This window comes from Bacillus sp. SW14 (assembly GCF_047608225.1).
Classification (GTDB): Bacteria; Bacillota; Bacilli; order Bacillales; family Bacillaceae; genus Bacillus; species Bacillus subtilis_G.
Map to the genome: position 1 here is coordinate 1,431,823 of NZ_JBLKRW010000001.1, position 12,845 is coordinate 1,444,667.

Here is a 12,845-nt window from a genome sequence, read left to right on the forward strand (position 1 = left end):
AGAAAGGAGAACGGTTAACTTGAAGAAACGTATTGCTCTATTGCCCGGAGACGGGATCGGCCCTGAGGTATTAGAATCAGCGACAGACGTACTGAAAAGTGTTGCCGAACGCTTTAAACATGATTTTGAATTTGAATATGGCCTGATCGGAGGGGCGGCGATTGATGAACATAACAACCCCCTCCCGGAGGAAACCGTTTCGGCTTGTAAAAATGCGGACGCTATATTGCTTGGCGCTGTGGGCGGACCGAAATGGGATCAAAATCCTTCGGAGCTGAGACCGGAAAAAGGGCTGCTCAGCATCAGAAAACAGCTAGATTTATTTGCGAATTTGCGGCCTGTGAAGGTGTTTGAAAGCCTTTCTGACGCTTCACCTTTGAAAAAAGAATATATTGATAACGTTGATTTCGTTATCGTCCGTGAGCTGACAGGCGGCTTGTATTTCGGCCAGCCGAGCAAACGTTATGTAAACACTGAAGGTGAGCAGGAAGCTGTAGACACACTGTTTTATAAGCGGACGGAAATTGAGCGCGTGATCAGAGAGGGCTTTAAAATGGCGGCAGCCAGAAAAGGCAAAGTGACCTCTGTTGATAAAGCGAACGTTCTTGAATCAAGCAGGCTGTGGCGTGAAGTGGCAGAGGACGTTGCAAAAGACTTTCCTGATGTGAAGCTGGAGCATATGCTTGTGGACAACGCGGCCATGCAGCTGATTTATGCACCGAATCAATTTGATGTCGTGGTGACTGAAAACATGTTCGGCGATATTTTAAGCGATGAAGCGTCCATGCTTACAGGCTCACTCGGAATGCTCCCGTCAGCCAGCCTGTCAAGTTCAGGTCTTCATCTTTTTGAGCCTGTTCATGGATCCGCGCCTGACATAGCCGGTAAAGGGATGGCAAATCCGTTCGCGGCCATATTGTCAGCGGCAATGCTTTTGAGGACATCTTTCGGGTTTGAAGAGGAAGCGAAAGCTGTAGAAGATGCGGTTAATAAAGTCTTGGCTTCCGGAAAAAGAACAAGAGACTTGGCACGAGGCGAAGAGTTCAGCAGCACTCAGGCCATTACAAAGGAAGTTAAGACATTAATTATGAGTGAAAATACAATTTCTAATGTGTGACAGCTTACGTTAAGCGGTCTTAGTTCATAGGTAGAGGGAGGAAATAAAAGATGATGCCTCGAACAATCATCGAAAAGATTTGGGATCAGCATATTGTCAAACGTGGTGAGGGGAAACCGGATCTTCTCTATATTGATTTGCATCTTATTCATGAGGTGACGTCTCCTCAGGCATTTGAAGGGTTGAGACAAAAGGGAAGAAAGGTCAGAAGACCCCAAAACACATTTGCGACAATGGACCACAACATCCCGACCGTCAATCGTTTTGAGATAAAGGATGAAGTTGCGAAACGCCAAGTGACGGCGCTTGAACGAAACTGTGAAGAATTTGGCGTGCGCCTTGCCGATCTTCACAGTGTGGATCAAGGGATTGTCCATGTCGTCGGTCCTGAACTGGGCTTAACGCTTCCGGGGAAAACGATCGTATGCGGCGACAGCCATACATCAACCCATGGCGCATTCGGCGCCCTTGCATTCGGGATCGGGACAAGTGAAGTTGAGCATGTCCTTTCCACACAGACACTTTGGCAGCAGCGTCCGAAAACACTTGAAGTGCGCGTAGACGGAACGCTTCAAAAAGGGGTAACGGCAAAGGATGTCATTCTTGCTGTCATTGGTAAATACGGGGTGAAATTCGGCACTGGCTACGTCATTGAATACACTGGGGAAGTATTCAGAAATATGACGATGGATGAACGAATGACCGTGTGTAACATGTCAATTGAAGCAGGGGCAAGAGCAGGGTTGATTGCACCTGACGAAGTGACATTTGAATATTGCCAAAACCGCAAATACACGCCAAAAGGCGAAGAATTTGACAAGGCCGTAGAGGAATGGAAGGCGCTGCGCACAGATTCTGGCGCTGTTTACGATAAATCTATCGTCCTTGACGGCAACGAAATTTCTCCTATGGTGACATGGGGCATCAACCCGGGAATGGTTCTTCCTGTCGATTCTGAAGTTCCTGCGCCGGAAAGCTTTTCCGCAGAAGATGACAAAAAAGAAGCGATTCGCGCTTATGAATATATGGGGCTGACCCCCCATCAGAAAATTCAAGACATCAAAGTGGATCACGTATTTATCGGTTCCTGCACAAATTCCCGCATGACTGACCTTCGCCAGGCTGCTGATATGATCAAAGGGAAGAAGGTAGCTGCCAGCGTAAGAGCCATCGTCGTTCCCGGATCTCAAAGCGTAAAGCTTCAGGCTGAAAAAGAAGGGCTTGACCAGATTTTCTTGGAAGCTGGATTTGAATGGAGAGAGTCAGGCTGCAGTATGTGTTTAAGCATGAATAATGACGTTGTTCCTGAGGGAGAGCGCTGTGCGTCAACCTCTAACCGCAACTTCGAGGGCAGACAAGGAAAAGGTGCAAGAACACATCTCGTCAGCCCGGCAATGGCTGCGATGGCTGCCATTCACGGACACTTCGTTGATGTCAGAAAGTTTTATCAGGAAAAAACAGTTGTGTAAGGAGTGCGCGAGATGGAACCTTTGAAAACACATACGGGGAAAGCGGCCGTATTAAATCGAATCAATGTTGACACAGACCAGATTATTCCTAAGCAATTTTTGAAGAGGATTGAAAGAACAGGCTACGGCCGATTTGCATTCTTTGATTGGAGATATGATGCGAAAGGTGACCCGAACCCTGAATTTGAATTAAACCAGCCTGCATATCAAGGGGCTTCCATTTTAATAGCAGGAGAAAACTTCGGGTGCGGCTCATCACGTGAACACGCTCCATGGGCGCTTGATGATTATGGGTTTAAAATCATTATCGCGCCGTCATTTGCTGATATTTTCCACCAGAACTGCTTTAAAAACGGTATGCTGCCGATTCGTATGCCACATGACAATTGGAGAACGCTTGTCGGTCAGTATGAAAACCAGTCATTGCAAATGACTGTTGACCTTGAAAATCAGCTTATTCGTGATAGTGAAGGCAATCAAATTTCATTCGAAGTTGATCCGCATTGGAAAGAGATGCTCATCAACGGCTATGATGAAATTTCATTAACGCTTTTGCTGGAAGATGAAATCAAGCAGTTTGAATCACAAAGAAGCTCTTGGCTTCAAGCCTGAAAAAGCTGCCGGCATTTGTCCGGCGGCTTTTTTCGCCTGGCGAAACCTTTCATTCCTTGTTTTTGTTCGCAGGTGTTGATACACTTGAACAAAATAAATGCCTGAAAGGAATATAGGTATGACGCATGACAAGAAAAACGCAAAAATTATTCCTTTTCCTCATCTGAAAGACCGTCTTGTGGAAAAAGGGATGTCATCACTGAAGGAAAAAAAGTATCAAGAAGCGCTTGATCTGTTTTCAGAAGCGATGAAATATGATGATACTGAATCCGATCTTCACTTAGGGATGGCCATCTGCTTTTTAGAGCTGGGCGAACTGGAAGAGGCAGAAAGCGTATGCGAAAAGATGCTCAAAGAAGGTTACGGCCATTATTTTACGGTTTTACAGGTGTACATGACCATCTTAATTCAGCTCAAAAAATACGAAGAAGTCAAAAGCACGATTGAAGCTGTTTTGGAAGAAAACCAGCTGCCTGCGGAAAGTGCCGAACAATTTTATAAGCTGCTTGATTTCAGCCGGAAAATGACCGATCCGGAACGTGAAGACGAGGCTTGGGCCGAGGAATATGAGGATACAATTGACACGGAGAAAGTGCTGGCAAGCCCTGAGGAGCAAATGAATTTAATTCATTCTTTAAAAGACCGGAACGTAGCGAAGTATACAGGTCTGCTCAAAACAATCCTTCAAGACCCCTCAGCTCACCCGAATATCAAAACGATGATCGTCATGCTGTTGGCTGAGCATGAGTATAGCAAACCCGTGCACATTACTAAATTTGGCGAGTCGCTGACAATTGAACCGTCTGAGATTGTCCCGCCTGATGCCGCACCGATTTTACACGGTGTTCTTCGGGTGCTGGATGAGACACTTGGAAATGAAAATCCAACCTTATATGCGGCAGTTGAAGAACTGTGGAGAAGACATTTATATGTTTTATATCCGTTCCAGCCGAAATTGCTTTCGGCTGACCTTTGGGCGGCTGCCCTGCATAAAGTCGGTTACGAGATGCATGGGATTGAAATTGAAAGAGAAGAACTTCATATGATGTATGAGTTTACCGACAGAGAACTCGATGAAGCGTGCACGATGATAAAAGATATTGAAGAAATTTCTTATTTGTAAATCGCGCCATATAGTTGAAAGCGGTATGTGTTATGTTATAATATAATGGTTGTATTTGTGTATAACGGGTTATAAGAAATACGGTTGGACAGGCTTTGAGTTCATTATTAACATCTATACATAATGATTCTGATCTTTGGCAGCTTTGTTTTTGTTGGACGAAGCCGAATGATTGCTTTAGAATGGAAGACCGACACAACCTGAATAGATTTTTGGAGGGAAACACATGTCTGTAAAATGGGAAAAACAAGAAGGCAACGAAGGCGTTTTAACGGTTGAAGTTGATGCTGAAACGTTTAAAACAGCACTTGATGATGCATTTAAAAAAGTAGTAAAACAAGTTTCAATTCCTGGATTCCGTAAAGGAAAAATTCCTCGCGGATTATTCGAACAGCGCTTTGGCGTAGAAGCTCTTTACCAAGATGCTTTGGATATTCTTCTTCCTGTAGAATACCCTAAAGCGGTTGAAGAAGCTGGAATCGAGCCTGTAGACCGTCCTGAAATCGATGTTGAAAAAATCGAAAAAGGCGAAAGCTTAATCTTCACTGCGAAAGTAACGGTGAAACCTGAAGTGAAGCTTGGCGAATACAAAGGCCTGGGCGTTGAAAAAGACGATGCAACTGTAACTGACGAAGATGTTCAAAACGAACTAAAAGCGCTTCAAGAGCGTCAAGCTGAGCTTGTTGTAAAAGAAGAAGGCGCTGTTGAAGAAGGAAACACAGTTGTTCTTGATTTCGAAGGTTTCGTTGACGGCGAAGCGTTCGAAGGCGGAAAAGCAGAAAACTACTCTCTTGAAGTAGGTTCTGGTTCATTCATCCCTGGCTTCGAAGAGCAGGTAGTCGGCCTTGAAGCAGGCGCTGAGAAGGATGTTGAAGTGACATTCCCTGAAGAGTATCACGCTGAAGAGCTTGCTGGCAAACCAGCAGTGTTCAAAGTGAAAATTCACGAAATCAAAGCGAAAGAGCTTCCTGAGCTTGACGATGAATTCGCAAAAGATATCGATGAAGAAGTGGAAACACTTGCTGAATTAACTGAAAAAACAAAGAAACGTTTAGAAGAAGCGAAAGAAAACGAAGCTGACGCTAAATTGCGTGAAGAGCTTGTTCTGAAAGCTTCTGAAAATGCTGAAATCGATGTACCGCAAGCAATGGTCGACACTGAGCTTGACCGCATGCTGAAGGAATTCGAACAGCGTCTGCAAATGCAAGGCATGAACCTTGAGCTTTACACTCAATTCTCTGGACAAGATGAAGCTGCGTTAAAAGAGCAAATGAAAGAAGATGCTGAAAAACGCGTTAAATCTAACCTGACTCTTGAGGGGATTGCGAAAGCGGAAAACCTTGAAGTATCAGATGAGGAAGTTGATGCTGAGCTTTCTAAAATGGCTGAAGCATACAACATGCCTGTTGAAAATATTAAACAAGCCATCGGTTCTACTGACGCGATGAAAGAAGATTTAAAAGTTCGCAAAGCAATTGATTTTCTTGTAGAAAACCGTTAATATGGTGCATAATAATAGTAATAATAAAACAGGGCGCGAATCATTCGTGCCTTGTTTTGTACAATTATGATATATCTCTTTTTCTTGGGGCAAGATAGTTAATGCAGGGCTGTTTTTTGTCATACATATAGAATGTGCAAGTCAGAAACACATTGTTACCGTCTTTTTGGAAAGTATGGTAAAATGCAATACATACTCGTTCGTTTCAAGAATCATTTTCTTTTGCTCTGCCGGTAAAAGAAAAAGTGAGACAAGATTAAGGGGTGAAAGAATGTTTAAATTTAACGAGGAAAAAGGACAATTAAAATGCTCGTTTTGTGGAAAAACACAAGATCAGGTTCGTAAGCTTGTAGCCGGACCTGGTGTATATATATGTGACGAATGTATCGAACTCTGCACTGAAATTGTGGAGGAAGAACTCGGAACTGAAGAAGAAGTAGAATTTAAAGACGTACCGAAGCCTCAGGAAATTCGCGAAATTCTAAATGAATATGTCATCGGACAGGATCAAGCGAAGAAATCACTCGCTGTTGCTGTGTATAACCACTATAAGCGTATTAACTCCAACAGTAAAGTTGATGATGTTGAGCTTTCAAAAAGTAATATTTCATTAATCGGTCCAACAGGAAGCGGTAAAACCCTTCTGGCGCAAACATTGGCCCGCATTTTAAATGTGCCGTTTGCGATTGCGGACGCTACGTCTTTGACTGAAGCTGGATATGTGGGTGAAGATGTAGAGAATATTCTCTTGAAGCTCATCCAAGCTGCTGATTATGATGTAGAAAAAGCCGAAAAAGGCATTATTTATATTGATGAAATCGATAAAGTGGCAAGAAAATCAGAAAACCCGTCTATTACACGTGACGTGTCAGGTGAAGGTGTACAGCAGGCATTGCTTAAAATTCTTGAGGGTACAGTGGCAAGCGTGCCGCCTCAAGGAGGACGTAAGCACCCTCATCAAGAATTCATTCAAATTGACACAACAAACATTTTGTTCATTTGCGGCGGTGCTTTCGATGGTATCGAGCAAATCATCAAACGCCGTTTAGGTCAAAAAGTGATTGGATTCGGTGGGGACAATAAAGCTGCTGATCTTGAGAAAGAAGATCTTCTTTCAAAAGTGCTTCCTGAAGACTTGCTCCGCTTCGGGTTAATTCCTGAATTCATCGGACGTCTTCCGGTTATTGCGAGCCTTGAAAAGCTTGACGAAGAAGCATTGGTTGCGATTTTAACAAAACCGAAAAACGCTCTTGTTAAGCAATTCAAGAAAATGCTTGAGCTTGACAATGTTGAGCTTGAGTTTGAAGAAGGAGCGCTTTCTGAAATTGCTAAAAAAGCAATTGAACGTAAGACTGGAGCGCGTGGACTCCGTTCTATCATTGAAGGCATCATGCTTGATGTGATGTTTGATCTGCCTTCTCGTGATGACATTGAAAAATGTGTGATTACCGGGGCAACTGTGACACACGGAGAGCTTCCCCGCCTCTTATTAAAAGACGGCACTGAGGTAAGCCAAGATAAAACATCTGCATAAAGATAAGCACAAACCTCCTGAGTGGTGACATTCAGGAGGTTTTTTGTCGTGCAAACTCTTCCGGAAAAACGTTTATTCCCGTCTTCTGTGGGAGATACTAGCATTCAGAGGAATGAATTGGATACATAAATTGTTTTTTCAGGAGGGACCATCATGAGTTGGACAGGGATCGCGTTATTTATTCAGCTGTTTTTTGGGATCATCATCGGTTTGTATTTTTGGAATTTGCTTAAAAATCAAAGGACACAAAAGGTCACGATAGATAAGGAATCGAAGAAGGAAATGGAGCAGCTTCGGAAAATGCGTGCCATCAGCTTGTCCGAGCCATTATCTGAAAAGGTCCGCCCCAAAAGCTTTCAAGATATTGTTGGGCAGGAAGACGGCATTAAAGCATTAAAGGCCGCTTTGTGCGGGCCCAATCCTCAGCATGTCATTGTCTACGGGCCTCCGGGCGTCGGAAAAACAGCTGCTGCACGGCTTGTGTTAGAAGAAGCGAAAAAACATAAACAATCGCCGTTTAAAGAGCAGGCTGTATTTGTGGAACTTGATGCGACAACAGCTCGTTTTGATGAAAGAGGAATTGCCGATCCGCTCATCGGCTCTGTCCATGATCCCATATACCAAGGGGCAGGAGCGATGGGACAGGCGGGGATTCCGCAGCCGAAGCAGGGTGCTGTTACCCATGCCCATGGCGGTGTGCTGTTTATTGATGAAATAGGTGAGCTGCATCCTATTCAAATGAATAAAATGCTGAAGGTGCTTGAGGACAGAAAAGTCTTTTTAGATAGCGCGTATTACAGCGAGGAAAACACACAAATCCCGAATCATATTCACGACATTTTTCAAAATGGGCTGCCAGCTGATTTTCGCCTGATTGGTGCAACGACAAGAATGCCGAACGAAATTCCGCCAGCTATCCGATCCCGCTGTTTAGAGGTATTTTTCCGTGAGCTTGAAAAGGATGAATTGAAAACAGTTGCCAAAACAGCAGCAGATAAAATTGAAAAAAACATTTCTGCTGAAGGTCTGGATCTGCTGACCAGCTTTACGCGAAACGGGCGGGAAGCTGTTAACATGATTCAAATCGCGGCGGGAATGGCGGTAACAGAGAATCGGAAAGACATTACGATTGAGGATATTGAATGGGTTATTCATTCCAGCCAGCTTATTCCGAAGCACGAGCAGAAAATCGGCGCTGAACCGCAAATCGGCATCGTAAATGGGCTTGCAGTATACGGACCTAATAGCGGATCGCTGCTGGAAATCGAAGTGAGTGTAAGCCCGGCTCAGGACAAAGGATCCATTAATATCACAGGAATAGCTGAAGAAGAGAGTATCGGCAGCCAATCAAAATCAATCCGGCGAAAAAGCATGGCAAAGGGGTCGGTTGAAAACGTGTTAACCGTCCTCCGGACAATGGGAATGAAGCCGTCTGATTATGATATACACGTTAATTTCCCAGGAGGGATTCCGATTGACGGGCCGTCGGCAGGCATCGCCATGGCAGCAGGAATTTTCTCGGCGATTCACAAAATCCCAATTGACAATACTGTTGCCATGACGGGCGAAATCAGCCTGAATGGTCTTGTAAAACCCATTGGGGGCGTGATTCCGAAAATAAAAGCAGCTAAGCAATCCGGTGCGAAAAAAGTGATCATCCCGTATGAAAATCAGCAGACGATCCTAAAGCAGATTGACGGAATCACAATTATTGCAGTGAAGACGTTCCAGGAAGTGCTTGATGAAATTTTAGTGAATCCGCCAACAGAACAAAAACCGTTTAATATGCAAATCAATAAGGAATCCGTCTGACCCTATTTGTAAAATAGGGTTTTTTCTATGAAGGACATCTTTTCCTTTTTCATATCGGAAAGAAAGGGTATACTACGAGGAGACTGTATTATAGAAAATAGAACATGCCGTTTATTGTACAAGGATGAAAAAGTTGTATTATAATGGTTCATACTAAAGTCACGGAGGTGTCAGTCATATGGCAGAAGAAATAAAACGCAGCATCCCGCTCCTCCCTTTAAGAGGTTTATTAGTGTACCCGACGATGGTTTTACACTTAGATGTAGGACGTGACAAGTCGGTTCAAGCCCTTGAACAGGCAATGATGCATGATCATATGATATTTTTAGCCACTCAGCAGGATATTTCGATAGACGAACCGGGTGAAGACGAGATTTTCACTGTCGGCACCTATACAAAAATTAAGCAAATGCTGAAACTTCCGAACGGTACGATTCGTGTGTTGGTTGAGGGCCTCAAACGCGCTCAAATCGTCAAATACAATGAGTATGAGGATTACACGTCGGTCGACATTCAGCTGATTCATGAAGATGAATCAAAAGATACAGAAGACGAAGCATTGATGCGGACTTTGTTAGACCACTTTGATCAGTACATAAAAATTTCTAAAAAAATCTCTGCCGAAACATACGCCGCGGTTACAGATATCGAAGAGCCAGGGAGAATGGCAGACATCGTTGCTTCTCACCTGCCCCTTAAACTAAAGGATAAGCAGGATATTTTAGAAACGTCTGACGTCAAAGACAGACTGAACAAAGTTATTGATTTTATTAATAATGAAAAAGAAGTGCTGGAGATCGAGAAAAAAATCGGCCAGCGCGTTAAACGTTCGATGGAGCGTACGCAAAAGGAATACTACTTGCGTGAGCAAATGAAAGCAATCCAAAAAGAGCTTGGCGATAAAGAAGGCAAAACAGGTGAAGTACAAACGCTGACGGAAAAAATCGAAGAAGCGGGCATGCCTGACCATGTGAAGGAAACCGCGCTAAAGGAATTGAACAGATACGAAAAAATTCCGTCAAGTTCCGCGGAAAGCTCTGTGATCCGCAATTATATCGACTGGCTGATCGCTCTCCCGTGGACGGATGAGACAGATGATAAGCTTGATTTGAAAGAGGCAGGACGCCTCTTGGACGAAGAGCATCACGGACTAGAAAAAGTGAAAGAGCGTATCTTAGAATATTTGGCTGTCCAGAAGCTGACAAAATCCCTAAAAGGCCCGATTCTCTGCTTGGCGGGACCTCCAGGTGTCGGGAAAACGTCTTTAGCGAAATCAATTGCAAAAAGCTTGGAGCGGAAATTTGTCAGAGTTTCACTCGGCGGAGTGCGTGACGAATCAGAGATCCGCGGACACAGACGAACTTATGTCGGAGCAATGCCTGGGCGCATCATTCAAGGAATGAAAAAAGCCGGCAAGCTGAATCCGGTCTTCTTATTAGACGAAATTGACAAAATGTCATCTGATTTTAGAGGCGACCCGTCATCTGCTATGCTTGAAGTGCTTGATCCAGAGCAAAACAGTACCTTCAGTGATCACTATATTGAAGAAACCTTTGATTTATCAAAAGTGCTGTTTATCGCAACGGCAAACAATTTGGCGACGATTCCGGGTCCGCTCAGAGACAGAATGGAAATTATTAATATTGCAGGTTACACAGAAGTAGAAAAACTCGAAATCGTGAAAGACCACCTGCTTCCGAAGCAGATCAAGGAACACGGGCTTAAGAAAAGCAACCTGCAGCTGCGTGATCAGGCGATTCTCGATATCATCCGCTACTATACGAGAGAAGCGGGTGTGAGAAGCCTTGAACGCCAGCTTGCCGCGATTTGCCGTAAGGCCGCAAGAACCATTGTTGCTGAAGAGCGAAAACGGATTACGGTTACTGAGAAGAACCTTCAGGACTTTATCGGAAAGCGCATTTTCAGATATGGACAAGCTGAAACAGAAGATCAAATAGGTGTAGTTACAGGGCTTGCTTATACAACCGTCGGCGGAGATACGCTGTCGATTGAAGTATCGCTTTCTCCGGGGAAAGGGAAATTGATCCTGACAGGAAAGCTCGGAGATGTCATGAGAGAGTCAGCTCAGGCTGCATTCAGCTATGTGCGTTCAAAAACAGAAGAACTTGGCATTGAACCTGACTTTCATGAGAAGTATGATATTCATATACATGTACCTGAGGGTGCGGTGCCTAAAGATGGTCCGTCAGCCGGGATTACGATGGCGACAGCTCTTGTTTCTGCTTTAACTGGACGGGCAGTTTCACGTGAAGTCGGCATGACTGGGGAAATCACGCTTCGCGGACGCGTGCTGCCGATCGGCGGATTAAAGGAAAAAGCGCTAGGCGCGCATAGAGCGGGATTAACGACCATTATTGCGCCTAAAGAGAATGAAAAAGATATAGAGGATATTCCGGAAAGCGTCAGAGAGGGCCTGACATTTATATTGGCGTCCCACTTAGACGAAGTTTTGGAACATGCCTTAGTAGGAGAGAAGAAATGAAAGTCACAAAGTCAGAAATCGTGATCAGTGCGGTTAAGCCGGAACAGTACCCTGGGGGGGGACTTCCGGAAATTGCACTGGCCGGAAGATCGAACGTGGGAAAATCGTCATTTATCAATTCGTTAATCAATCGCAAAAATCTTGCGAGAACATCATCAAAACCGGGAAAAACACAAACGCTGAATTTTTATATTATCAATGATGTTTTGCATTTTGTGGATGTACCGGGTTACGGTTTTGCCAAAGTGTCAAAGTCTGAGCGTGAAGCTTGGGGCAGAATGATTGAAACTTATATTACGTCACGCGAGGAATTGAAAGCAGTGGTGCAGATCGTTGATTTGCGGCATGCGCCGTCTAATGATGATGTGCAGATGTATGAATTCTTAAAGTATTACGGCATCCCTGTCATTATTATCGCTACAAAGGCGGATAAGATCCCGAAAGGAAAATGGGACAAACACGCAAAAGTTGTCCGCCAGACATTAAATATTGATCCTGAAGATGAGCTGATTCTCTACTCCTCAGAAACGAAAAAGGGGAAAGACGAGGCTTGGGGAGCGATCAAAAAAATGATAAACCGGTAGAGAGTTTTCTCTGCCGGTTTTTTGTTTTATCGCATAGATTTTTTTCGTTTTATCAATAATAACAATACACTGATTCCAATAAAGACAAACGGCCAATACTCTTTCAAAAGCGCTGTCGGAATATGTGCAGACTCAAGCCACGCCATAATGTGTTTGAAAAAGTACAAAAACAGGGAAAAACAAATCATTGATACAGCTTCATATACATATTCTTTTTTCTGGGCTGAAACGAAGAGCGAGAAGCCGATCATAAATAGAAGCATTTCAAAATCATCCGGCCACCATACCCATTTCGGCTTGGCGAAAAAGTGCAAACCGATCCCCAAAAGAAGCAAACCTATAAAAAAATGGGGTGTGACGGCTTCTTTTTTTCCTTGATATATAAAGGCTGCGCCTAACAGCATGAGGAGAACAGGCCATTGATCCTGCCCTGAAAACAGTTCGGCTTGGCCGCTTTCAAGCCATGCATATACAGAAGCGGCAAGCAGCAGACAAGGGAATAAAATTGATTTTTGTTTCATGCATATCACCTTCTTATTTTTAGAGCTGATGTGTAGTAAATTTCTGCTGTTTTTGGTATTGTCAATAGG

The 12,845-nt window shown here is 43.9% G+C and carries 10 protein-coding genes; 9 read left to right on the forward strand and 1 reads right to left on the reverse strand.

Annotated features, from left to right (window positions below; genetic code table 11):
• The first annotated feature begins 19 nt into the window (after positions 1-19).
• The 9 genes from leuB (at position 20) to yihA (ending at position 12,255) form a co-directional block, all read left to right on the forward strand.
• Positions 20-1,117, forward strand: a complete 1,098-nt coding sequence (leuB, locus tag ACMX2I_RS07295) for a 3-isopropylmalate dehydrogenase (RefSeq protein WP_414956578.1) — start codon at positions 20-22, stop codon at positions 1,115-1,117.
• A gap of 50 nt (positions 1,118-1,167) precedes the next feature.
• A complete protein-coding gene (gene leuC / locus ACMX2I_RS07300; protein WP_414956579.1) occupies positions 1,168-2,586 on the forward strand; it encodes a 3-isopropylmalate dehydratase large subunit in 1,419 nt (472 codons plus the stop codon).
• Positions 2,587-2,598: 12 nt separating this feature from the next.
• Positions 2,599-3,198, forward strand: coding sequence for a 3-isopropylmalate dehydratase small subunit (leuD, locus tag ACMX2I_RS07305; protein WP_414956580.1), 600 nt, complete (start codon positions 2,599-2,601; stop codon positions 3,196-3,198).
• Between the two features lie 118 nt (positions 3,199-3,316).
• The gene (ddcA, locus tag ACMX2I_RS07310; RefSeq protein ID WP_414956581.1) at positions 3,317-4,321 is read left to right on the forward strand and encodes a DNA damage checkpoint antagonist DdcA; all 1,005 of its coding nucleotides are present in this window, start codon (positions 3,317-3,319) and stop codon (positions 4,319-4,321) included.
• Between the two features lie 226 nt (positions 4,322-4,547).
• Entirely contained in the window at positions 4,548-5,822 is a 1,275-nt protein-coding gene (tig, locus tag ACMX2I_RS07315) for a trigger factor (protein ID WP_087992337.1), read from the forward strand.
• A 271-nt stretch (positions 5,823-6,093) separates the two neighbouring features.
• A complete protein-coding gene (clpX, locus tag ACMX2I_RS07320; RefSeq protein ID WP_087992336.1) occupies positions 6,094-7,356 on the forward strand; it encodes an ATP-dependent protease ATP-binding subunit ClpX in 1,263 nt (420 codons plus the stop codon).
• 153 nt (positions 7,357-7,509) lie between these two features.
• Complete coding sequence (gene lonB, locus ACMX2I_RS07325; protein ID WP_414956582.1) at positions 7,510-9,168, forward strand: ATP-dependent protease LonB; 1,659 nt, start codon at positions 7,510-7,512, stop codon at positions 9,166-9,168.
• A gap of 178 nt (positions 9,169-9,346) precedes the next feature.
• Entirely contained in the window at positions 9,347-11,671 is a 2,325-nt protein-coding gene (gene lon / locus ACMX2I_RS07330) for an endopeptidase La (protein WP_394715807.1), read from the forward strand.
• Positions 11,668-12,255, forward strand: coding sequence for a ribosome biogenesis GTP-binding protein YihA/YsxC (gene yihA / locus ACMX2I_RS07335; protein WP_087992333.1), 588 nt, complete (start codon positions 11,668-11,670; stop codon positions 12,253-12,255). The genes lon and yihA overlap by 4 nt, the downstream gene beginning before the upstream one ends.
• Before the next feature lie 26 nt (positions 12,256-12,281).
• Here the strand turns inward: yihA and ACMX2I_RS07340 are convergent, their stop codons facing one another.
• Positions 12,282-12,776, reverse strand: a complete 495-nt coding sequence (locus ACMX2I_RS07340) for a hypothetical protein (protein WP_414956583.1) — start codon at positions 12,774-12,776, stop codon at positions 12,282-12,284.
• Between the last annotated feature and the right edge of the window lie 69 nt (positions 12,777-12,845).